The organism is Nonomuraea sp. B5E05 (assembly GCF_039880665.1).
Lineage (GTDB): Bacteria > Actinomycetota > Actinomycetes > Streptosporangiales > Streptosporangiaceae > Nonomuraea.
The window spans coordinates 20,755-42,881 of sequence record NZ_JBDPMJ010000042.1 but is presented as its reverse complement, the minus strand read 5'-3'; the positions used below and the strand labels follow the sequence as shown (position 1 = coordinate 42,881).

The 22,127-nt window shown below is 68.3% G+C and carries 22 protein-coding genes; 13 read left to right on the top strand and 9 right to left on the bottom strand.

From position 1 onward, the window contains the following. The first annotated feature begins 118 nt into the window (after window positions 1-118). The 5 genes from ABGB01_RS42400 (at window position 119) to trxA (ending at window position 4,642) form a co-directional block, all read left to right on the top strand. Entirely contained in the window at window positions 119-1,630 is a 1,512-nt protein-coding gene (locus tag ABGB01_RS42400) for a protein kinase family protein (protein WP_347779677.1), read from the top strand. 15 nt (window positions 1,631-1,645) lie between these two features. Next, window positions 1,646-2,281, top strand: coding sequence for an RNA polymerase sigma factor SigM (sigM, locus tag ABGB01_RS42395; protein WP_347779676.1), 636 nt, complete (start codon window positions 1,646-1,648; stop codon window positions 2,279-2,281). Further along, window positions 2,271-3,245: a hypothetical protein gene (locus ABGB01_RS42390; RefSeq protein ID WP_347779674.1), complete on the top strand. Its 975-nt coding sequence runs from the start codon at window positions 2,271-2,273 to the stop codon at window positions 3,243-3,245. The genes sigM and ABGB01_RS42390 overlap by 11 nt, the downstream gene beginning before the upstream one ends. Before the next feature lie 138 nt (window positions 3,246-3,383). Then, a complete protein-coding gene (trxB, locus tag ABGB01_RS42385) occupies window positions 3,384-4,316 on the top strand; it encodes a thioredoxin-disulfide reductase (RefSeq protein ID WP_347779673.1) in 933 nt (310 codons plus the stop codon). A gap of 11 nt (window positions 4,317-4,327) precedes the next feature. Continuing rightward, a complete protein-coding gene (trxA, locus tag ABGB01_RS42380; protein ID WP_347622939.1) occupies window positions 4,328-4,642 on the top strand; it encodes a thioredoxin in 315 nt (104 codons plus the stop codon). 108 nt (window positions 4,643-4,750) lie between these two features. Here trxA and ABGB01_RS42375 read toward each other — a convergent pair whose 3' ends face one another. Further along, entirely contained in the window at window positions 4,751-5,368 is a 618-nt protein-coding gene (locus tag ABGB01_RS42375; RefSeq protein WP_347622938.1) for a GNAT family N-acetyltransferase, read from the bottom strand. 268 nt (window positions 5,369-5,636) lie between these two features. On the opposite strand from ABGB01_RS42375, the gene ABGB01_RS42370 reads away from it, so the two are divergent. The 3 genes from ABGB01_RS42370 to ABGB01_RS42360 all read left to right on the top strand — a co-directional run bounded on the left by ABGB01_RS42370 (window position 5,637) and on the right by ABGB01_RS42360 (window position 9,436). Then, window positions 5,637-6,869, top strand: a complete 1,233-nt coding sequence (locus tag ABGB01_RS42370) for a PLP-dependent aminotransferase family protein (RefSeq protein ID WP_347779683.1) — start codon at window positions 5,637-5,639, stop codon at window positions 6,867-6,869. A 145-nt stretch (window positions 6,870-7,014) separates the two neighbouring features. Continuing rightward, window positions 7,015-7,983 carry a D-alanine--D-alanine ligase gene (locus tag ABGB01_RS42365; RefSeq protein WP_347779672.1) on the top strand — a complete coding sequence of 323 codons (969 nt, stop codon included), beginning with the start codon at window positions 7,015-7,017 and terminating at the stop codon, window positions 7,981-7,983. A 409-nt stretch (window positions 7,984-8,392) separates the two neighbouring features. Next, entirely contained in the window at window positions 8,393-9,436 is a 1,044-nt protein-coding gene (locus ABGB01_RS42360) for an aminotransferase class V-fold PLP-dependent enzyme (RefSeq protein ID WP_347779670.1), read from the top strand. A gap of 428 nt (window positions 9,437-9,864) precedes the next feature. On the opposite strand, the gene ABGB01_RS42355 is transcribed toward ABGB01_RS42360, so the two are convergent. From ABGB01_RS42355 to rpmH, 8 genes are all read right to left on the bottom strand, one after another. Then, window positions 9,865-10,827 carry a ParB/RepB/Spo0J family partition protein gene (locus ABGB01_RS42355; protein WP_347779669.1) on the bottom strand — a complete coding sequence of 321 codons (963 nt, stop codon included), beginning with the start codon at window positions 10,825-10,827 and terminating at the stop codon, window positions 9,865-9,867. Window positions 10,828-11,072: 245 nt separating this feature from the next. Beyond that, entirely contained in the window at window positions 11,073-11,999 is a 927-nt protein-coding gene (locus ABGB01_RS42350) for a ParA family protein (protein WP_347622934.1), read from the bottom strand. Window positions 12,000-12,145: 146 nt separating this feature from the next. Further along, complete coding sequence (rsmG, locus tag ABGB01_RS42345) at window positions 12,146-12,817, bottom strand: 16S rRNA (guanine(527)-N(7))-methyltransferase RsmG (protein WP_347779668.1); 672 nt, start codon at window positions 12,815-12,817, stop codon at window positions 12,146-12,148. Window positions 12,818-13,103: 286 nt separating this feature from the next. Next, window positions 13,104-13,592: a R3H domain-containing nucleic acid-binding protein gene (locus ABGB01_RS42340; protein ID WP_347779667.1), complete on the bottom strand. Its 489-nt coding sequence runs from the start codon at window positions 13,590-13,592 to the stop codon at window positions 13,104-13,106. Window positions 13,593-13,612: 20 nt separating this feature from the next. Next, a complete protein-coding gene (yidC, locus tag ABGB01_RS42335; protein WP_347650659.1) occupies window positions 13,613-14,563 on the bottom strand; it encodes a membrane protein insertase YidC in 951 nt (316 codons plus the stop codon). Between the two features lie 4 nt (window positions 14,564-14,567). Continuing rightward, entirely contained in the window at window positions 14,568-14,849 is a 282-nt protein-coding gene (yidD, locus tag ABGB01_RS42330) for a membrane protein insertion efficiency factor YidD (RefSeq protein ID WP_132632270.1), read from the bottom strand. Continuing rightward, the gene (gene rnpA / locus ABGB01_RS42325) at window positions 14,846-15,211 is read right to left on the bottom strand and encodes a ribonuclease P protein component (protein WP_347779666.1); all 366 of its coding nucleotides are present in this window, start codon (window positions 15,209-15,211) and stop codon (window positions 14,846-14,848) included. Before rnpA ends, yidD begins: the two co-directional genes overlap by 4 nt. A gap of 62 nt (window positions 15,212-15,273) precedes the next feature. Continuing rightward, window positions 15,274-15,411 (bottom strand): 50S ribosomal protein L34, encoded by a 138-nt coding sequence (gene rpmH, locus ABGB01_RS42320; protein ID WP_043614899.1) that lies wholly within the window; start codon window positions 15,409-15,411, stop codon window positions 15,274-15,276. A gap of 456 nt (window positions 15,412-15,867) precedes the next feature. On the opposite strand from rpmH, the gene dnaA reads away from it, so the two are divergent. The 5 genes from dnaA to ABGB01_RS42295 all read left to right on the top strand — a co-directional run bounded on the left by dnaA (window position 15,868) and on the right by ABGB01_RS42295 (window position 21,928). After that, on the top strand, window positions 15,868-17,448 hold the full coding sequence (gene dnaA / locus ABGB01_RS42315) for a chromosomal replication initiator protein DnaA (protein ID WP_347779665.1): 1,581 nt from the start codon (window positions 15,868-15,870) through the stop codon (window positions 17,446-17,448). A 543-nt stretch (window positions 17,449-17,991) separates the two neighbouring features. Next, complete coding sequence (dnaN, locus tag ABGB01_RS42310; RefSeq protein WP_347779663.1) at window positions 17,992-19,131, top strand: DNA polymerase III subunit beta; 1,140 nt, start codon at window positions 17,992-17,994, stop codon at window positions 19,129-19,131. 45 nt (window positions 19,132-19,176) lie between these two features. Then, window positions 19,177-20,121, top strand: a complete 945-nt coding sequence (gene gnd, locus ABGB01_RS42305; RefSeq protein WP_347779661.1) for a phosphogluconate dehydrogenase (NAD(+)-dependent, decarboxylating) — start codon at window positions 19,177-19,179, stop codon at window positions 20,119-20,121. 72 nt (window positions 20,122-20,193) lie between these two features. Beyond that, a complete protein-coding gene (gene recF, locus ABGB01_RS42300) occupies window positions 20,194-21,438 on the top strand; it encodes a DNA replication/repair protein RecF (protein WP_347779660.1) in 1,245 nt (414 codons plus the stop codon). Then, entirely contained in the window at window positions 21,428-21,928 is a 501-nt protein-coding gene (locus ABGB01_RS42295; RefSeq protein ID WP_347779658.1) for a DciA family protein, read from the top strand. The genes recF and ABGB01_RS42295 overlap by 11 nt, the downstream gene beginning before the upstream one ends. Window positions 21,929-22,127 lie beyond the last annotated feature (199 nt).

Here is a 22,127-nt window from a genome sequence, read left to right as displayed (position 1 = left end):
CGAATGGAAGCAGGAGGGGCGTGGGCGGATCCACCCGGCATAGCGTGCCTTCGTGGTACACGACCACGCAGGTGAGTCGAGTCATGAGCACGCCCGATCGGCCCAGCGGAGTGAGCCAGTGAGCACGTCGGCCGTCGAACCCGGCACCCGCCTCGCCGAGCGCTTCCGGCTCGAAGACCGCGTCAGCGAGTCCGACGGCGCCACCCTGTGGAAGGCCATCGACGAGATCCTCGCCCGGCCCGTGGCGGTCCACACCTTCGCCCCCGGCTTCCCCCGGGTCCACGAGGTCGTCACGGCCGCCCGTTCGGCGAGCCGGCTCACCGACCCGCGGTTGACCCAGGTGTTCGACGCGGCGGAGGACGACAAGGCCTCCTACGTCGTCAGCGAGTGGGTCACCGGCGAGAGCCTGACCGACCTGCTGGCCTCGGGCCCGCTGGAGCCGGAGCGCGCGGCGGGGCTGGTCGCCGAGGCCGCCGAGGCGCTCGCGCACGCCCACGAAGCGCAGCTCTACCACCTCTGCCTGCGCCCGTCCCACCTGGTGTGGACGACCGGCAACACGGTCAAGGTGCTCGGCGTGGCCGTCGACGCGGCCATGTACGGTCTCACCACCGACCAGCCGGCGCTCGACGACGCCGAGGGCCTCGGCCGGCTGCTCTACGCGGGGCTGACCGGCCACTGGCCCGGCGACGAGGAAGAGGGCGGGCTGCCCGCGGCGCCGATGACCGACGGCCACTTCTGCACGCCGCGGCAGGTCACCGCGGGCGTGCCCGGCTATCTCGACGCGGTGACCGTGCGGGCGTGCCTGCCCGAGTCGCGCAGGGGCCAGGGTGCGCTGGCCACTCCGGCCGAGGTGGCCGATGCGCTGGCCGACGTCGCCAGGCCGATGCCGATCCCGATCTCCTACCCTTCGACCCCCGCGGTGGCCTCCGCCTCCCACACCGAGGGTCTCGACATCGCCCACCGCCAGAATCTGGCCGTCCCGCCGCCGCAGCCCCCGCCGCACCGCGTGCCCAAGGGCGAGGGCAGCATGGTCAACCGGGCGCTGATGACGCTGGTGGTGCTGCTCGTCATCGCCGCCGTCGGCGTGGGCGCGTGGACGATCGGCAGGAGTCTGGGCAGCCCCACCACTCCTGAGGCGCAGCAGACCGTGCCCAGCACCTCGGCGTCGGCGTCCGCCGAGGCCCAGGCCGTCAAGCCCGAGAGCGCCAAGGGCTTCGACCCGCTCGGCGACAGTGACGAGAAGTCCGACATGGCGAAGCTGGCCATCGACGGCAAGCCCAGCACGTTGTGGAAGACCGAGGCCTACACCAGCGCCGACCTGGGCCGGCTGAAGGACGGCGTCGGCCTGCTGCTCGACATGGGCAAGTCCATGCAGATCAGCGACGTGGTGGCCACGCTGGGCGACGCGCCGGGCGCGAACGTGGAGCTCAAGGTGGGCGACTCCGCCGATCTCGACGGGCTGAAAACGGTGGCGGCCAAGAAGAACGCAGCAGGTAAAACCACCCTCACCCCCGAAGAACCGGCAAGCGGTCAGTACGTTTTGATCTGGTTTACGCGCGTTCCGGCAGATGCGGGCAAGTTTCATGGCACCATCTATGAAGTAGTGGTGCACTCTCCCGGATCGGCATAATCAGGAAACTCTCTTGTGAACTCCCCACCCGAGACACCCTCAGCAGCGGAGCGGCCGGCGGTCACAGACGCCGAGCTGCTGACTGCCCATATCCACGGGGACCCTCACGCCTTCAGCGAAATCGTCAAGAGACACCGTGACCGCATGTGGGCGGTCGCCCTGCGTACGCTCGGTGATCCTGACGAGGCCGCCGACGCCGTGCAGGACGCCTTCGTCTCCGCGTACCGCAAGGCCGCCACGTTTCGCGGCGAGGCGGCCGTCACCACCTGGCTGCACCGCATCGTGGTCAACGCCTGTCTCGACCGGATGCGCCGCAAGTCCGTCAGGCCTGTCGCCGACGACGAGCTGATCGAGGCCGCAGAGCGCGAGACCCCCCTGCCCGACCAGACCGTGGAGCGTGAGGTCTCCATGGAGGTCTCCGCCGCGCTCAAACTCCTGCCCGGCGATCAGCGGGCGGCTCTCGTCCTCGTCGACATGATGGGCTATTCGGTCGAAGACGCAGCTCAGGTGCTCCAGGTGCCGAGCGGCACGGTGAAGAGCCGGTGCGCCAGGGGACGCGCGAAACTTGCCCCGATTCTTTCGCATCTGCGGAACCGAACGGACGGCAATCGCGTCTCATCCGCGAAGGGAGCAGAACTTCGTGACGGGTGATACGCACTACGATCTGGACATCCTGGCCGAGCTGGCCGAGGGTCTCCTGGACGTCGACACGGCACGCCAGGTCCGCGGGCATCTCGCGGTCTGCGACCCATGCGGGGAGCTACTGGCAGACCTGGCGACGGTTCGCGAGGTGCTCGCGGCGACCCCCACACCGGCCATGCCGATGGGCGTCGCACTGCGCATCGACAAGGCTCTGGCCGCCGAGGCGGAGTCCCGGAAGGGCGGAGGCGTCGGCCTCGCGGACGCACCGGACTGGGACGAGCTCATGCGGGACGCCCCGTGGGAGCGCGCGACCGAGGTGCCCGAGCCCGCACGCTTCGGCAGGCCCGCGGTTCCTGAGCCGGTGTCGGCCGATGCCCCAGGAGAGGACGCCGCTGAGCCGGTGCGCCTGGGGGTGGTCGCCGACGACGGCACCATCGTCCCGGCCAGGCGCACGCGCGCACGACGACGCGGCTGGGCGTTGCCCGCGGTCGCGGCAGCCGCGGCGGCCGTCGTGGTCGGCACGGCGGTGGCCTCCACCAACCTGCTGGCGAGCGGTGGCGGGGGTCAGGGCGACACCGTCGCCCCACCGGTGGCGCTGCCCACGCAGTCGAAGCCGGTCTCGACGCCCTCGCAGGCGGAGCGCAATCCGCTGCGGGCGAAGTCGTACGCGCTGACCGACAGCCAGCACAACTACAGCGACCACGAGCTGCGGCAGCCTCTCGAAGGTGTCTTCGGCCCCGCGCCCATCGTCGGCGGCGGCACGTCCGACGCCGCGAGCGTCGACAAGTGCGTGAGCAGGGTGGCCAACCGGTCGAAGCTGCCGACGTACGCGGTCGACCAGGGGCAGTACAACGGCCAGGAGGCCCTGGTGATCGCCTCGTGGAAGGACAAGGCCGCGCAGAGGCTGCGCATCGACATCGTCGACCCGTTCAACTGCAAAAACCTCCGCAAGCCCGCGCTGGGCCGCTGGTAGGCGAAACCCCACGTCAGAGCCCGCTTCGGCGGGCTCTTTCGTTTGGGGTGGGTGTTGTGGGCGGGGTGGGGAATCAGGGCGGCCTAGGATCTGTTGACGCGATGGCATCAGCTAGACGAGGAAGGCAGGCGTGAAGCGTTGAGCGACGTGCGTAACGTGATCATCATTGGTTCCGGCCCAGCCGGCTACACCGCGGCCGTCTACTCCGCTCGCGCCGAGCTCAAGCCGCTGATCTTCGAGGGCTCCGTCACGGCGGGCGGCGCTCTCATGAACACCACCGACGTGGAGAACTTCCCCGGGTTCCCCGACGGCATCATGGGTCCCGACCTGATGGACAACCTGCGCAAGCAGGCCGAGCGCTTCGGCGCCGAGCTGGTCGCCGACGACGTCGTCGAGGTCGACCTCGAGGCCAGCCCCAAGGTCGTCAAGACCCACACCGAGACCTACTACGCCAAGTCCGTCATCCTGGCGATGGGGTCCGGCTACCGCGAGCTCGGCCTGGCGAACGAGAAGCGCCTGTCCGGGCACGGCGTGTCCTGGTGTGCCACCTGTGACGGCTTCTTCTTCCGCAACAAGGACATCGTGGTCGTCGGCGGCGGCGACACCGCGATGGAGGAGGCCACGTTCCTGACCAGGTTCGGCCGCATGGTGACGGTGGTCCACCGGCGTGACTCGCTGCGGGCCAGCAAGATCATGCAGGACCGCGCGTTCGCGAACGACAAGATCCGGTTCGTCTGGGACTCCGAGGTCGTCGACGTGATCGGCGACACCAAGGTCGAGGCGGTCAAGCTGCGCAACCTCAAGACCGGCGAGGAGTGCGAGCTGGCCACCGACGCGCTGTTCCTGGCCATCGGCCACGACCCGCGCACCGAGCTCGTCAAGGGGCAGATCGACCTCGACGAGAACGGCTACATCAAGGTGGCCTCCCCCAGCACCGCCACCAACATCGAGGGCGTCTTCGCCGCAGGAGACGTCGTGGACCACACCTACCGCCAGGCCATCACCGCGGCCGGCACCGGCTGCGCGGCCTCGCTCGACTCCGAGCGCTGGCTGGCCACCATCGAGAAGTGAAGGAGCGCACCGTGAAGGCTGTCACCGACGCCACCTTTGACAACGAGGTCCTCAAGAGCGACAAGCCCGTCCTGGTCGATTTCTGGGCCGAATGGTGCGGTCCGTGCCGCCAGGTTTCCCCCATCCTCCAGGAGATCGCCAACGAGCACGGCGACAAGCTGGAGATCGTCAAGCTCAACATCGACGAGAATCCTGAGGTTCCGCGCCAGTACGGCGTACTCCAGATCCCCACGCTGAACGTCTACAAGGGTGGAGAGGTCGTGAAGCAGATCATCGGCGCCAAGCCGAAGGCCATGCTGCTGCGCGAGCTCGAGGGCATCATCTAGCGCCCTGCGGCGCTGGTAGTTCGCCCTTCGTGGCGCGCTTCGCCCGGCAGAGCCCCCGTCCTTCGTGGCGGGGGCTTTCGCATGGGCGCATGGAGGGCTGAGATGCCGTCAGACGGGACGTAGGGCGCGTTCCGGACTCATGGAGCCGAGAAGCCGTTCCAGCGCCACCTCGACGTCCTCGCGCCACGAAACGGCGGTCTTGAGTTCCAGTCTGAGCCGTGGAAATCTCAAATGCGGACGAACTGTCTTAAATCCAACAGAAAGCAAGTATTCCGCGGGAACGATGCAACCAGGCTCTTCCCACTTGAGGTCGCCAAAAGCTTCTATGGCTTTCACCCCGCGCCTGGTCAGGTCCTTGGCAACTCCCTGGATCAGCATCCGGCCCAGCCCGCCGCCCGAGAACTCGGGAATGATGTGGGCCGACATCAGCAACACCGCGTCGGCGCTGACCGGTGAGGTGGGGAAGGCGAGCGAGCGCGGGCTGTAGAGCGGCGGGCTGTAGAGCACGAAGCCCGCGGGCACCCCGTCGACATAGACGATCTTCCCGCAGCTCCCCCATTCCAGGAGCGTCCCGGAGATCCAGGCCTCCTTCTCCAGCCCGGAGTCGCCCGCATCCACCGCGCGCTCGCCGTTGACGGGATCGAGCTCCCAGAACACGCACCGCCGGCAGCGCCTCGGCAGATCGTCAAGATTGTCCAGGGTTATGTTGACCAGCCGGCGCGACAACTACCGCCCCTATCGTTGACCCGGAAAAGCGCGCGAAAACCGCGTCCACAGGTGGCATCGTAGCCCAGTGAAGATGCCACCAGCCGACACCACGACGGTCAGCCCCGGCACGGGCGACATGTCCGTCTAGCGTAATCTGGTATTTCAGTCCGATATGACACCTAGGAGGTGGGCCGTGACAGCAGAGCGGGATCACGGTCAGGCACCCGCGACTCACGGGTCGCGCATCGACGCGTACGTCGATCGGTACGCCGCACGAGCTACCGGGATGGTCGCCTCCGAGATCCGAGCTCTCTTCGCCGTCGCGTCGAGGCCCGAGGTGGTCTCGCTGGCCGGCGGCATGCCGTACGTCACGGCGCTCCCCCTCGACATGGTCGGCGAACTGGTCTCCGACCTGGTCACCAAGCGCGGCCCCGTCGCGCTGCAGTACGGTTCCGGCCAGGGTGACCCGCACCTGCGCGAGCAGATCTGCGAAGTCATGCGGCTGGAGGGGATTCACGCCGGGCCGAACGACGTGGTCGTCACCGTCGGTTCGCAGCAGGCCCTCGACCTGATCACCCGGATCTTCATCGATCCCGGCGACGTGGTGCTCGCCGAGGGCCCCTCGTACGTGGGGGCTTTGGGGACGTTCGCCGCCTACCAGGCCAAAGTGGTTCACATCGCCATGGACGATCAGGGCATCGTGCCCGAATCCCTGGCCCAGACCATTTACGCCCTCGAGACCGCGGGCGCGCCCATCAAGTTCCTCTACACGATCCCGACCTTCCAGAACCCGGCCGGCGTGACCCTCAACATCGCCCGCCGCCAGCAGGTGCTCGACATCTGCCAGCGGGCCGGGGTCCTCGTCATCGAGGACAACCCGTACGGGCTGCTCGGCTTCGACGGCGAGCCCATGCGCGCCCTGCGAGCCGACAACCCGGACGGCGTCGTCTACCTCGGGTCCTTCTCCAAGACGCTCGCCCCCGGCTTCCGCGTCGGCTGGGCGCTCGCCCCGCACGCCATCCGCGACAAGCTCGTGCTCGCCATGGAGTCGGCCGTGCTGTCCCACTCCTCGTTCACCCAGCTGGCCGTCGGCCAATACCTCACCACGCAGCCATGGCGCGAGCAGATCAAGACCTTCAAGGAGCTCTACCGCGAGCGCCGCGACGCCCTCCTCGACGCGCTCGACGCCCTGATGCCGCCCGAGGTCACCTGGACCCGCCCCGCCGGCGGGTTCTTCGTCTGGGCCACCCTGCCCGAAGGGCTCGACTCGAAGGCCATCCTGCCCCGGGCCGTGGCCGAGCGGGTCGCGTTCGTACCAGGCACCGGGTTCTTCTCCGACGGCAGCGGGGCGCGGCACATGCGCCTGTCGTTCTGCTTTCCCGAGCCCGACCGCATCCGTGAAGGGGTGCGCCGGCTCGCCGGGGTGATCGAGCAGGAGATGCAGCTGCGCGACACGTTCGGCACCTCGTCGGCCCGCGAACACGCCGGCGTGGACACACCCGGGCCCGACCTGGCCTGAACGTCACGAAAAGGGCCGGCGCCGGGTGACGCCGGCCCTTTTCGTTTCTCCGCCCGGCCAGGCGCGCGGACGAAGCCCCTGCCGTACACCATCCACCCCCGACGCCGGTACGGTTGGACAGCGTGCGATCAGCGGAGGAGTTGTGATGAGCGATCTGGGCCACGTGCTCGTGCTGGCCGGAGGCCTCTCCTATGAGCGAGAGGTGTCTCTGCGGTCCGGTCGCCGAGTCAGCGAGGTGCTGCGCGCGGCGGGCGTCGACGTCGAAGCCCGCGACACCGACGCGTCCCTCGTGCCCTCGATCCTCGCCGACCCGCCGGAGGCCGTGTTCGTCACCCTGCACGGCGGCGCGGGCGAGGACGGCGCCATCCGTTCCGTCCTAGAGCTGCTCAACGTCCCCTACGTGGGCGCCGACCCCGACGCCTGCCGGGTGGCCTTCGACAAACCCACCGCCAAGGCCGTCGTACGCTCCGTCGGCCTGCACACCCCCGAATCCGTCACGCTGCCGAAGGAGACGTTCCACGACCTCGGCGCCACCGTTGTGCTCGGCCGCATCGTGGAGCGGCTCGGCCTGCCCCTCTTCGTCAAGCCCGCCCGCGGTGGCTCGGCGCTCGGCGCCTCCATCGTCCGCACCGCGGAAGAGCTCCCCGCCGCCATGGTCGGCTGCTTCGCCTACGGCGACACGGCGCTGATCGAGCGGTACGTCGAGGGCGTGGAGGTGGCCGTCTCCGTCGTCGACATCGGCAACGGCCCGGAGGCCCTGCCCGCCGTGGAAATCGTCCCCGACGAAGGGGTCTACGACTACGCGGCCCGTTACACGGCCGGTCACACGGAGTTCTTCGCCCCCGCCCGCCTCTCCCCCGAGGCCGCCGCGGCATGCGCGGAGACGGCGGTGACCGCTCACACGGCGCTCGGCCTGCGCGACATCTCCCGTACAGACCTGATCGTCGACGCGGCGGGCATCCCCCATTTCCTCGAGGTCAACGTGGCGCCGGGAATGACGGAGACTTCCCTCCTGCCCATGGCCGCCGAAGCGGCCGGCCAGGACCTGGGCGACCTCTGCCGCGCGCTCCTCCAGAACGCCGCCGCCCGCTTCCGCCCCGAAAACCCCCTCTAGGCGCGGCCCCGCAACCACCCTTGGGCCCAGGCACGGACCCGCACCCCTACGGAGTCCACCTAAGGCCCGGAGCCGCACCCCTTTGGAGTCCACTTGAGGCACGGTCCCGCACTGCCTCTGGAGCCGACCCCGGACACGGACCCACACCCCCCACGGAACCCACCCAAGACACGGACCGTTCCCGCCCTTGCGACCCACCGCGCGCGGACCTGATCCCACACCTGGAGTTCGACCCACGACGGCGTCGCCACTGCCAATCCGCCCGACCCACGGCAGCGCCGCCACTCCGAATCCCACCGGCATGCGGCAAGCACAGAACCCGTCGACAACCGGCCCGTGATGGCTTGCCGGGCACCCGTCTCCCCTGCCCCGAAGTGGTCTGCGTCGGTTGTGAAAGTAGCCTTGCGGTGTGCTGATCGATTCGACGTACCCCAAGAGCTTCGCCAGCGACAACCACGCGGGCGTGCACCCGGACATCCTGGCGGCCATGGCCGCCGCGAACGACGGAGACGCGCCCGCCTACGGCCGCGACCGCTGGACCGCAGCCTTCGAAGAAGGGATCAAGGAGGTGTTCGGGCCGGACGCGGAGGGCTTCGCGGTGCTCAACGGAGCAGGCGCCAACATGGTCGGCCTCGCCCTGATGCTCGGCCGCTACGACGCCATTGTCTGCGCCGACAGCGCCCACATCGCCACCCATGAAGCAGGGGCGGCTGAGCGGCTGCTCGGCGTGAAGCTGATGACGATTCCCACCGCGCAGGGCAAGCTCCAACCCGACGACATCAAGGCTCGCCTGGGCGGTATCGGCAACCACCACGAATCCCAGCCCGCCGTCGTCTCCATCTCCCAGTGCACGGAACTCGGCACCACCTACTCCGCCGAAGAGATCGCCGCCCTCGCGGAGACGGCACACGAGGCCGGACTCCGCCTTCACGTGGACGGCGCACGGCTCGCCAACGCCGCCGCCTTCCTGGACTGCGATCTGAAAGCCATCACCACCGACGTGGGAGTGGACGTCTTCAGCTTCGGCGGCACCAAGAACGGTGCGCTGGCCGCCGAGGCCGTTGTGGTGCTCGACTCCGAGCTGACCCGGGCCGTGCCGTTCCTGCGCCGCCAGTCGCTCCAGCTCGCCTCGAAGATGCGCTTCATCTCGGCCCAACTGTCGGCGCTCCTGACGAACGACTTGTGGCGGCAGAACGCTGATCACGCCAACCGGATGGCGACGCGACTGGCAGGTGGGCTGGAGGGCATCGCCGGGGTGTCGTTGGCTTACCCTGTGCAGTCCAACGCCGTCTTCGCCACCTTGCCGCCGACGGTGGCCACGACGCTCCTGCAGCGGTACCTGTTCCACTACTGGGACGAGGCCACCGGCGTCGTCCGCTGGATGACCGCCTTCGACACGACCCCCGACCATGTCGACGACTTTCTCGATGACCTCCGCAAGGCCGCCATGTGACCTCCCGCGTTTCACGTGAAACACGCGGGAGGCTGCCCGCCAGAATCCCCGGCCCAGGTTCCACGTGAAACACAGCGGCATCCGTCTCGGGCTGGCATCTCTTCCATGAAGTCCACCGAGCAGCCTTCATCCACCGCGGGCGCTCGAGCACTACATCTCGCACGGGCGCCCCATCGTGGCGGCGTGCTTATCCTGTCGGGTCACACAGTTGGATCTGCCTCTGCGCAGTCGAGTGCCGCGAACGTCACTCCCACGCCCGCACGTTTGACTCCGCGACGGTTCATCGCTCTCGGCGTCTCTATCGCCCTGGACCCAGAGGGGACTGCGACGACGACCTGCCCGCCTCCGGGCATGTGAAGCGGGACCGGCTGTTTCACGTGAAACAGCGCCTCACTCGCAGCGTGGTTTCACGTGAAACAGCCGGTCGGTCACTCCTGCGCGTCCCGCATTGCCCGTACGGCCTCAGGCGCCATGGTGTCGATGATGCGCTCAAGGTCATCGATCGTCGCGAACTCCACGACGATGCGCCCCTTACGGCGTCCCAGATCGACCTTGACCTTGGTCTCGAAGTGGTCGGAGAGGCGGTCGGCGAGATGGGTGAGCCCGGGGGCGGTGGGCTTGGCGGCCTGGCGTTCACGGGGAGCCTTCTGGGCGGCCTGGGCGCTTCCCATGGCGACGATCTCTTCGACCGCCCGTACCGAAAGGAGCTCCGCCACGATCCGCTGCGCGAGCTGGATCTGCTCTTCTACGGAGCTCAACCCGAGCAGAGCCCGTGCGTGGCCGGCACTGATGACACCGGCGGCAACCTTGGGTTGGATCTCGGGCGGGAGGTTCAGCAGGCGGAGGGTGTTGGTGATGTGAGAACGCGAGCGGCCGACCTTCTGTGCCAGCTGGTCGTGCGTCGCCTGGAAGTCGTCAAGAAGTTGCTGGTACGCCGCGGCCTCTTCCAACGGGTTCAGCTGCTCACGCTGAAGGTTTTCGATGAGCGCGTCCCGCAGGAGGTCGGTGTCCTGCGTGTTGCGGACGATCGCGGGGACCGGGTCGAGACCCACCTGCTTGCACGCCCGCCAGCGCCGCTCCCCCATGATCAGCTCGTACTGCCCGCCGCCGACGGACCGCACCACGATCGGCTGCAGGAGCCCCACCTCGCGGATGGACTTCGCAAGCTCCTCGAGGCGTTCGCCGTCGAAGACTTCACGAGGCTGGCGCGGGTTGGGAACGATCGCCTCCAGGGCGATCTCCTTAAAGTACGCCCCGGCGACCGGCTTCGGGCCCGTCTCCGCCGTTGACCCGTTGGCCGAGGACGGAACCGCCCCCGTGCCGTCAACGATGGGACCGGTCGGGATGAGCGCCCCGAGCCCCTTGCCCAATCCCCGCCGCTGCTGACTCACTGCGTCTCCTCATCCAGCCGGTCCATTCCGGTCACTCCTGGAGAGGTTACCGTTGTGCGCCGGACGGAGTGTCCGCTCGCCACACGCCGTCCCGTTGGATTTACCCCGAGACGATCACAAATCTGCCCAACTCATGACCGCCCCCACGATCTCACGCTTCTCCCCGCCCAGCCGGCATCAGGTGACGTGAATGGGTGTGGACGACGGTCGACGCGCGGCAACCACGCCCTGCGGCGGCGCGAACTTCAGGCGACCGTGGCGCGGTGGGCGATCTCCCGGGCGGCGTCCATGTAGGCCATCGCGCCGCTGGACCCCGGGTCGTACGTCATGACCGACTGGCCGTAGCTGGGCGCCTCCGACAGGCGAACGCTGCGCGGGATGACCGTGTTGAGCACCGTTTCGCCGAAATGGGCCCGCACCTCGTCCGCCACCTGCGAGGCCAGCCGGGTGCGGCCGTCGTACATCGTGAGAACGATCGTCGACAGGTTGAGGGTCGGGTTGAGGTGCGCCTTGATCAAGTCAACGTTCCTGAGGAGCTGGCCGAGGCCCTCCAGCGCGTAGTACTCGCACTGGATGGGGATCATGACCTCGTCGGCGGCCACCAAGGCGTTCACGGTCAGGAGCCCCAGGGACGGCGGGCAGTCGATGACGATGTAGTCGAGGTCGATCGCGTCGTAGGCTGCCAGCGCGCGGCGGAGGCGGGCCTCCCTCGCCACCAGGGAGACCAGCTCGATCTCCGCACCCGCCAGGTCGATGGTCGCCGGAGCGCAATAGAGGTTGGGCATGTCGGGCACTTGCTTGACGATGTCGGCCATGGGCAGGTCGTCCACAAGCACCTGATAGACATCAGGCACGTCGCCGCGGTGCTCCGTGGCCAGCGCCGTGGAAGCGTTGCCCTGAGGGTCGAGATCGACCACGAGGACTCGCTGGCCGTGCATCGACAGGGCGGCGGCGATGTTGACCGAGGTGGTGGTCTTGCCCACGCCGCCCTTCTGGTTGGCCACCGCGATCACCCTCGTCTTGGCCGGGCGAGGCCAGCTGCCGTCGCCGCCGTTGGGGCTCTCGCCGGACTGGACGGCCGTCGGGGTTGCGGATGTTTCACGTGAAACCACTGAGCTGAGCGCCTCTCTTACCAACGGCGATTCGCCGGGGTTCAGGGGGGTCTGGGTCACGATGGCCATCCTTTCAACGAGTGGTGTGCCGGTGCCGGGAATTGACTGTCGCGACACGCCCATTTCGGGCCAGCCAACTCCCGTTGGACTCTCGGACGGACGGCTGTCCGGCCAGCCAAGACCGCTTGACGCGACTGGCACAACCGTCACCTCCTTCGTCGCCGCCCGGCTCGCTCCGGCGCGCGACCCGCTACCACCCGAACCAATGTTGCAGGCGGCTCGACCTTACCGCGCCCGACGGTCACGAGCTCAGCCGTTCGGGCTCCGGTGGCGCGCAATTCGGCCTCCGCCTCGGCGAGCTCGCCCGCGGCACGCTCCCCCTTCATGGCGATCAGCTCGCCGCCTTCGCACAGCAGCGGCATGGCCCATCGGAGGAGGCGTTCGAGCGGGGCCACCGCGCGAGCGCTGGCGATGTCGTACTCGCGTTTGCCCGCCAGCTCCTCCGCCCGCCCGCGCAGCACCTCGACGTTGCCGAGCTTGAGCGTGTCGACGCACTCCTGCAGGAACACGGTACGCCGAAGCAGCGGCTCCAGGAGCGTGACCGTGATGTCCGGACGGACGATCGCCAGCACGAGCCCCGGCAGCCCGGCGCCGGAGCCGATGTCCACCAGGCGCACGCCAGGCGGCACGACCTCCGCCACGACCGCGCAGTTGAGCAGGTGGCGATCCCAGATCCGCGGTACCTCCCGCGGACCCAGCAGCCCGCGGACGACTCCAGGACCCGCCAGCAGCTCGGCGTACGTGTTAGCACGCCCCCAAGCCTCCCCGGTGAAGACGTCACGCGCTATCTCCGGCGGCTCCGGAAGCTCATCGCTCACTGGTCGGTGGCCCTTTCTTGGTGCTTGGTCGAAGCCGGACGCCGATCGCCCTCGGGACAGCGAGGACGTCAGGAGTTCGTCCCCCACCCAAGGCTAGATGTGCGATCACAGGGGAAGACTAGCGGGCTGTCCCGGGGCTGACGCCGGGCCGCGCGAGCCGCGAGGAGCCGTGCGGCCGAGCGCGTCGACGTGGGTGCCCGCGTGGCGGCCGGTCACGATGGCTGAACATGCGAACGGCCGCCTGCCCCCGCGTTCAGGCGGCGGGCAGACGGCCGGTTGGGACGTGTCAAGCAGGCAGGACCACGACGTACCGCTGAGGCTCCTCGCCCTCCGACTCGCTGCGGAGCCCGGCGGACGCCACGGCGTCGTGGACGATCTTGCGCTCGAACGGCGTCATCGGGTGCAGGGACTTCGGCTCGCCGCGCTCCCTGACCTGGTTGGCGACCTCGGTGCCGAGTTTGGTCAGCTCCGCCCTGCGGCGCTCGCGGTAGCCGGCCACGTCGAGCATCAACCTGGAACGCTCGCCGGTCTGCCGGTGCACGGCCAGGCGGGTCAGCTCCTGCAGCGCTTCGAGGACCTCTCCCCCGGGCCCTACCAGCTCGGTGCCCTTGAGCCCGACCACGGAGACCAGGGCGCGATCGCCCTCGACGTCCATGTCGATGTCGCCGTCGATGTCGGCGATGTCGAGAAGGCCCTCGACGTAGTCGGCAGCGATCTCGCCTTCCTGCTCCAGCGCGCTGAGATCAGGAGCCTGGTCCTGCTCGGCCTCGGTCATGGCCGGCCTCTCCTTCGTGTTCACGACTTCTTGCTGCCGGTGCGCTTGCTGCGGGACTGGCGGCTCGGCTGTTGCCTGATGATCTTAGGCTCCGGCGGGGGCGGCGGCGCCTGCTCCTCAGGGGGTGTCTTGCGAATCTTCGCGATCAGACCCTGCTTCGGCGGCACGGGGATCACGTTGCCCTTGGCGTCGTACTGCGGCATCGGGTGCCGGCTGTAGAACCAGTGCTGCTGGCCGAGCGTCCACACGTTGGTGGTGACCCAGTAGAGGATCAGGCCAAGGGGGAAGTTGAGGCTGAAGATGGCGAACAGCGGCGAGATGTACATCAAGATCTTCTGCTGCTGCGCCATGGGGTTGTCCGGCATCTGAGCCATGGACCGGGTGACGCTCTGCCGCACGGTGAGGAACGTGGTGAGCGAGCTGATCGCCACGAAGATGCCCAGCACGATCTTCGTCTGCACCGCGCCGGCCTGGAACGTCGCGAGCTGCTCGGCCGACATCCAGAAGTGGGCGGGCAGCGGGGCGCCGAAGATGTGGGCGCTTCTCGCGCTGTCGACCAGCTCCTGCGTCATGCCGTAGTCGGGCTCGCCGTTGGCCATCTTCTGGAGCACGGTGAACATGGAGATGAAGATGGGGAACTGCGCGACAACAGGCAGGCAGCCGCCGAGGGGGTTGGCTCCGGCGCCCTGGTAGAGCGCCATGACCTCCTGGTTCATCCGCTGCTTGTCGTTCTTGTAACGCTTGCGCAGCTCCTGCACCTTGGGGGCGAGTTCCTGCATCTTCCGCGAAGATCGCATCTGCTTCAGGAAGAGCGGAAAGATCAGGATCCGCATGAACACGGTCAGCGTGATGATCGTCAACGCCCAGGTCAGCCCGCTGTCCGGGTCGAGGACCGTGCTGAATGCAGTATGGATCCAGATGATGACTTGGGCTACGGCTTGGTACAGCCAGCTCAGCCAGGACAGCTCCACCGAGCTATCTCCCTTGCGTTTCGTGGGACCGGACCGGGCGTGGGGGCACCGGGTCAATACCTCCGGGATGGAATGGGTGGCACCGCCCGATGCGCCGGACAGTCAGCCACGTGCCGCGCAATGCTCCGTGCACGGCGATCGCCTCGAGTCCATACGCGCTGCACGACGGGTAGAACCGGCAGCGCGGACCGAGCATCGGGCCGATGAAGGCCCGGTAGAACCGGATGGGGAGGATGAGCGCCCGAGCGGCGGGGCTCGGCGCCACCACTTGCGGCTGCTCTGTCATCTCTGCTGTCCACCCGTCGAGGACTCGTGCCGCCTGAGCAAACGTTCCAGTGCGGAGTCGAGCTCGGCGGCCAGCTGCTCGAATCGCGCGGACGCGGCCGGTGGATTGGCGCGTACCACCAGAAGGCTACCTCGCGGCAGCCGGTCAAGACGGTCCCGCATCAGGTGTCGGAGCCGTCGCTTGACCTTGTTGCGCGTCACGGCGTCACCGACGGCCTTGCTCACCACGAAACCCACCAGGGGTTCGTTCTCCCCGGAAATGGTGAAATGCACCACTAGAGTCGGTCGGCCGGCGCGCTTGCCGCGCCGCACCGCCGTCTCGAACTCGTCCCCGCGTCGCATGCGGGATTGACGGGACAGCACCGTATACGCCTAACGCCCGCCGGCGAGATGCACCGGCGGGCCGACTATCAGGCGCGGGTCGATCAGGCCGACAGCTTCTCGCGGCCCTTACGGCGGCGAGCAGCGAGGATGGCGCGACCGGCCCGGGTGCGCATCCGCAGCCGGAAGCCGTGGGTCTTCGCGCGGCGACGGTTGTTCGGCTGGAAAGTACGCTTGCTCACGGGTGGGCTCCAGGCTTGATGATGCGCCACGACGGCGCTTAACACACAGGATGGCTCGTCAGTGAAGCGAGGGCACGCGAAATAGCCGTCGCGTGACAAGCCGACCGTCGTACGTTACGGGGGAAGCGCGGCTCAGGTCAAACCAGACCGGTTGTCCACTAATCCACAGGCGACTTTTCCACTGCCGCCCCGGCGTCCACAGTATGTGCACCCAGGTGCCACTACGCTGTGGACAACGCCTTGAACGCAGCTGTGCACATAGATACTGTCGGCCCTTCTGGGCCTGCTCCAAGGCTGTGCACAACCTGTGGATCTCCTGTGGAGGGCCTGTGGAGGCCGGGACGAGAAGCCCGGCAGCCACGCTGTGGACGAAGGGGTCGCCGAGAGCCGGAGGCGGCCCCGCCATGTGGATAACGATCGCGGGGGGCCGCGAGAGGGAGGAGGGGGAGCCGCATCATGAACGCTGTCGACCTCGGCACGGTATGGGCGAGGGCCTTGGCCAACTTCCTCAATGAGAACGTGCCGGTGCAGCAGCGCACATGGCTGTCGATGGTGCGTCCGATCGCCCTGGCCAACGACACGATCGTGCTCGGCGTCCCCAACGACTTCCTCAAGGACCTCATCGAGGGCAAGCTGCGTCCGCTCGTCGCGCACGCGCTGTCGCAGGAGCTCGGCCGGACGATGCGGCTGGCGGTGATGATCGACACGACGGCGCCTGAGCAGCCGCCCGGGGACGTTCATCAACAGCCTGTGACTCACGGTTATCCCCAGGATGTGGAGAGTCAGCCGCGTTATGCACAGCCTGCGCAACCGCAGCACAACCAGGCTTCCGAGCCTCCACAATTCTATTCTCCACAGCCCGAGCAGCCCCAGATATCCACCGAATATCCACAGCAGAGCTTCTCTTTTGAACAGGCGCAGCCGTACACACCGCCTGTGGAAAAGAGTCCCGAGCCGGCGCCGAACCGTTGGGAGGCCAAGAGCAACAAGCCCAGCGAACCAGCCCGTCTCAACCAGAAATACACATTCGAGACATTCGTCATCGGCGCCAGCAACCGGTTCGCCCATGCGGCGGCCGTGGCGGTGGCCGAATCCCCCGCGAAGGCGTACAACCCTCTCTTCATCTACGGCGACTCCGGGCTGGGGAAGACGCACCTGCTGCACGCGATCGGGCACTACGCCCAGAGCTTGTACGACGGAGCGCGGGTCAGGTACGTGAGCTCGGAAGAGTTCACCAACGACTTCATCAACAGCATCCGCGACCACAAGGCCGACGGGTTCCGTGGCCGCTACCGCGCGATCGACATCCTGCTTGTGGACGACATCCAGTTCCTGGAGGGCAAGGAGCAGACGCAGGAGGAGTTCTTCCACACCTTCAACACGCTCCACAACGCCAACAAGCAGATCGTCATCTCCAGTGACCGGGCGCCCAAGCAGCTGATCACGCTGGAGGACCGGCTGCGCAACCGGTTCGAATGGGGCCTGATCACCGACGTGCAGCCGCCCGAGCTGGAGACGCGGATCGCCATCCTCAGGAAGAAGGCCATCCAGGAGGGCCTGGCCGCGCCGCCCGAGGTGCTCGAATACATCGCGAGCCGCATCTCCACCAACATCCGCGAGCTCGAGGGCGCACTGATCAGGGTCACCGCGTTCGCCAGCCTCAACCGGCAGGGCGTCGACCTCCAGCTCGCCGAGGTGGTGCTGAAGGACCTCATCACCTCGGAGTCCGACACCGAGATCACCATCGCGGCGATCATGAGCGAGACCGCTCAATACTTCGGCATCAGCATCGACGACCTGTGCGGCACCTCCCGCAGCCGGGCGCTCGTCAACGCCAGGCAGATCGCCATGTATCTCGCCCGCGAGCTGACCGAGCTGTCGCTGCCGAAGATCGGCCAGCAGTTCGGGGGCCGCGACCACACCACCGTGATGCACGCCGAGCGCAAGATCCGCTCGCTCATCGCGGAGCGAAGGTCGATGTACAACCAGGTCAACGAGCTGACAATGCGGATCAAGCAGACACCCCGTGGATCCTAAGTTCATACACAGCCTGTGGAAAACACTGTGGACCAGCGCAAACGCAAAAATTCACTCGCCGTTCGCCCGACAATGCTGGGAAAAATCCATCCACAATGGTTGGGGACAACGGTGGGGACATCCTGGGGAGAACCTGGGGACTACCAGTGGACAGTGTGTGGACAGACTGTGAACAACGGATCTGGGGCTCCAGAAAGGGCTCTAATACCCCGTGGATAACCTGTGGAAACCTCGTGGATAACCCCGGTCCGGCCGTGGATGAAGGCACCAAGATCTGGGGACGGCCTGTGGGCGAAGAATCTCTGTCCCCAGGCGCGGAAGTTCTCCCCAGGCGTCACCCACAGCGGCAGTGGATGAAAATATGGCCGTTGACCTGCCAAGACGCCGGTTGTCCACAGGATCCACAGCCCCTAGTGTGATGACCTCTTATCTCTCTTACTAAGAAACTCAAAGACCCATAGAGGGGTTCTCCCGGAGCGCGAGCCCGGGAGGGTGGATCCTTGAGATCCTTGAAGCAACGACGAACCCAGGAGGCTGATCACCGTGATGTTCCGAATCGAGCGAGACGTCCTCGCTGAGGCGGTGGCATGGACGGCACGCAGCCTCCCGGCGCGACCGTCGGTGCCCGTGCTCGCCGGCATGCGCCTGGAGGTCACGGACGAGCAGCAGCTCAAGCTCTCCGGATTCGACTACGAGGTCTCCGCCGAGGTGACACTCGAGGTCCACACCGGCGAGCCGGGGGTCGTGCTCGTCTCGGGCAAGCTGCTCGCCGAGATCACCCGGTCGCTTCCCGCACAGCCTGTGGATTTCGTGGTCGACGGCGCCAAGGCGGTCGTCACGTGCGGCAGCGCGCGATTCACCCTGTTGACCATGCCTGTGGAGGACTACCCGTCGCTCCCCGCCATGCCGCCGGCCGCGGGCCGCGTCGGCAGCGACGTGTTCGCCTCGGCCGTCGGCCAGGTCGCCGTCGCCGCGGGCCGGGACGACACGCTGCCGATGCTCACAGGCGTGCGCATGGAGATCGAGGGCGACACGGTGACTCTCGCCGCGACCGACCGCTACCGGCTGGCCGTACGCGAGCTGAAGTGGCAGCCGGGGCAGCCCGACTTCTCCGCCATCGCGATGATCCCCGGCAAGACGCTCGCCGACACCGCCAAGGCGCTCGGCGCGACCGGTGCCGAGGTGGAGATCGCGCTCAGCTCCGCCGGAGGAACCGGCGAGGGCATGATCGGCTTCTCCAGCGCCGGGCGGCGCACCACGACCCGGCTGCTCGACCCCGAGTTCCCCAAATACCGCTCGCTCCTGCCCACCGAGTTCTCCGCCCGCGCCGATCTGTCCACAGGCCCGTTCGTCGAGGCGGTCAAGCGCGTGGCCCTGGTCGCCGAGCGCAACACCCCCGTACGGCTGGCGTTCAGGAGCGGCGAGGTCGTGCTGGAGGCGGGCAGCGGCGACGAGGCGCAGGCCGTCGAGGCGCTGCCCGTCGACTACGAGGGCGAGGAGATGAACATCGCCTTCAACCACCAGTTCCTGCTGGAAGGGCTCGGCGCCATCGACTCCGACGTGGCCCGGCTGCAGATGACCACCTCGACGAAGCCCGCTATCCTCACCGGTGGCAAGCCTGTGGACGACGCGGCCGCGCCGGACTATCGCTACCTGATCATGCCCATCCGCCTGTCAGGCTGACCCGGCCTTCGGGGATGATGGAAGCCTGACGAGGGGGTAGACAACATGCAGATCGGCATGGTCGGACTGGGCAGGATGGGCGGCAACATGGCCGAGCGGCTGCGCCGCGGCGGTCATGAGGTCGTCGGCTATGACCGTGACCCGGCGATCAGCGACGTGGGCAGCCTGAAAGAGCTGGCCGAGCGCCTGCGAGCGCCACGCGCCGTCTGGGTGATGGTGCCCGCGGGCAAGCCCACCCAGACCACGATCGACGATCTCGGCGAGCTGCTCGACGAGGGCGACATCGTCGTCGACGGCGGAAACTCCCACTACGGCGACGACCAGAAGCACGCAGGCGAGCTGGCGGAGAAGGGCATCGGGTTCGTCGACTGTGGCGTGAGCGGCGGTGTCTGGGGCCTGGAGAACGGCTACGCGCTCATGTGCGGCGGCGAGTCCGCCCACGTCGAGCAGCTGATGCCGATCTTCGACACGCTCAAGCCCGAGGGCGAGGACGGCTTCGTGCACGCCGGCGACGTCGGCGCCGGGCACTTCGCGAAGATGGTCCACAACGGCATCGAATACGGCATGATGCAGGCGTTCGCGGAGGGCTGGGAGCTGCTCGAGGCCTCCGACGTCGTCAAGGACGTCAAGGGCTCCTTCAGCAGCTGGCGCACCGGCACCGTGATCCGCTCCTGGCTGCTCGACCTGATGGTGCGCGCGCTCGACGACGACGAGCACCTCGACCAGCTCCGCGGCTACGCGCAGGACTCCGGCGAAGGCCGGTGGACGGTGCAGGCGGCCGTCGACCACGCCGTCCCGCTGCCGGTCATCACCGCCGCGCTCTACGCCAGGTTCGCCTCGCGCCAGGACGACTCCCCCGCGATGAAGGTCGTCGCGGCGCTGCGCAACCAGTTCGGCGGGCACGCGACCACCGCGACTGAGGGCAGCACGGACAAGGGCGCCGACGCGCCGGGCGCCGACGTCACGCCGCCCCGCGAGAGCGAGCGCTAGCCGTCACGGCCCCCGCCGCCTTTCGCGAGCCGGTGACCGCAGCGGCGCGCGTGGCCCACTAACCTTCGTGGGGTGCATGTCGCCCACCTCTCGCTGACCGACTTCCGGTCCTACGCCTCCGTGGAGCTCGGCCTGGAGCCGGGCGTCACGGCGTTCGTGGGGCCCAACGGCCAGGGCAAGACCAACCTGGTCGAGGCCCTCGGCTACGTCGCGACGCACTCCAGCCACCGGGTGGCCGGCGACGCGCCCCTCGTCCGGCAGGGCGCCACGCGGGCGGTCATACGCTGCGCCGTGCAGCGCGACGACCGGCGGGCGCTCATCGAGCTGGAGATCAACCCGGGCCGGGCCAACCGTGCCAGGCTCAACCGCTCGCCCGTGCCGAGGGCGCGCGACGTCGTGGGCCTGCTGCGCACCGTGCTGTTCGCCCCCGAGGACCTGTCGCTGTCCAAGGGCGACCCGTCGGAGCGCCGCCGGTTCCTCGACGAGCTGCTGGTGTCCAGGGCTCCCAGGTTCGCCGGTGTGCGCGCCGACTACGACCGGGTGCTCAAGCAGCGCGGAGCCCTGCTCCGTACGGCCGCGCAGGCCCGCAGAGGCAGCAGGAGCGCCAGGAGGGCGGAGAGCGACACCGGGTTCGCCGCGGCCGGCGCGGGCGACGTGCTGAGCACGCTGGAGGTGTGGGACGCCCACCTCGCCAGGCACGGCGCCGAGTTGTTGCGGGCCCGGCTCGAGCTCATCGAGGCGCTGCGTCCGCTGGTCGCGGGGGCCTACGCCGCGCTCGCCCCCGCGAGCGCTCCGGCGACGCTGGCCTATCGCAGCACGTTGTCCACAGGTGGGGATGACGGCGAGGGTGGCGAACTGCTCGAAGACGCCGGTGAGCGGGGATCTTCCGCTGCGCAGACGTTATCCACAGACCTGGGGAAAACCCTTGAGGAGCGTATCCGCGAGCGCCTGCTGGAGGTGCGCCAGTCCGAGCTGGAACGAGGCGTCACACTCGTCGGCCCCCACCGCGACGACCTGATCCTCGGTCTCGGCGACCTGCCCGCCCGCGGCTACGCCAGCCACGGCGAGTCCTGGTCGTTCGCGCTGGCGCTGCGGCTGGCCGCCTACGATCTGCTGCGTGCCGACGGCGGCGATCCCGTGCTGATCCTCGACGACGTGTTCGCCGAGCTCGACACCCAGCGCAGGCGCCGCCTCGCCGAGATCGTCGCGCCGGCCGAGCAGGTGCTCATCACCGCGGCCGTGCCCGACGACGTGCCCAAGGAGCTTTCAGGAGGCAGATACGACGTCGCCGAGGGGGGCGTGACCCGTGTCCGCTGACGAGAACGCCACCGCCAGAGGCGCCGCGATGGCCAGGGAGAAGCTCGCCCAGGCCAAGGCCGACGCGGCCAAACGCGGCCAGCTCCCCCGGCGCGAGCCCAGACGCCGAGCGAAGGGGCCGCGCCGTGAGGGCGGCGATCCCCAGCTTTTCGGTCGTGCCATCGCCGACCTGCTCGCCGACCGCGGCTGGGAACGCCCGGCGGCCGTCGGCGCGGTGTTCGGGCGCTGGGCCGACATCGTGGGTCCCGACCTGGCCGCCCACACCAGGCCCGAGTCGTTCGACGACGGCGAGGTGCTGATCGCGGCCGACTCGACGGCCTGGGCCACGCAGGTGCGGCTGCTCGCGCGCACCCTCGTACGCAGGCTCAACGAGGAGCTCGGCGACGGCACGGTGACGAAGGTCAAGGTCAGAGGGCCGCAGAACGCCCCGCGCCCTTCAGGTGGATTGCGGGTGACCGGAAGTCGGGGTCCCGGCGACACTTATGGATAGCCGCGCCCAACGCGTGCCCGGACATTGTGGATAGGGGCCAAGGGCGATCAGAAAGCCACAGACGCGATAAGCCCCCTATCCGGAGGGGGGATGCCGCCCGGGGGGCCGAACGAGCTAGCGGGCATCACAGGCGCGTTCATTGCCACCTTGAGGCTCCGGAGGCGGTAGAATGAAAAAGGATTCCGGACACGTCCGCTTG

What these genes read in the sequence shown, in the direction of transcription:
- gnd (WP_347779661.1), top strand. Translation starts at nt 19,177, where the DNA reads ATGCAGATCGGCATGGTCGGACTGGGCAGGATGGGCGGCAACATGGCC.
- ABGB01_RS42340 (WP_347779667.1), bottom strand. Translation starts at nt 13,592, where the DNA reads ATGACCGAGGCCGAGCAGGACCAGGCTCCTGATCTCAGCGCGCTGGAG.
- ABGB01_RS42370 (WP_347779683.1), top strand. Translation starts at nt 5,637, where the DNA reads ATGGTCGCCTCCGAGATCCGAGCTCTCTTCGCCGTCGCGTCGAGGCCC.
- yidD (WP_132632270.1), bottom strand. Translation starts at nt 14,849, where the DNA reads ATGACAGAGCAGCCGCAAGTGGTGGCGCCGAGCCCCGCCGCTCGGGCG.
- dnaA (WP_347779665.1), top strand. Translation starts at nt 15,868, where the DNA reads ATGAACGCTGTCGACCTCGGCACGGTATGGGCGAGGGCCTTGGCCAAC.
- ABGB01_RS42365 (WP_347779672.1), top strand. Translation starts at nt 7,015, where the DNA reads ATGAGCGATCTGGGCCACGTGCTCGTGCTGGCCGGAGGCCTCTCCTAT.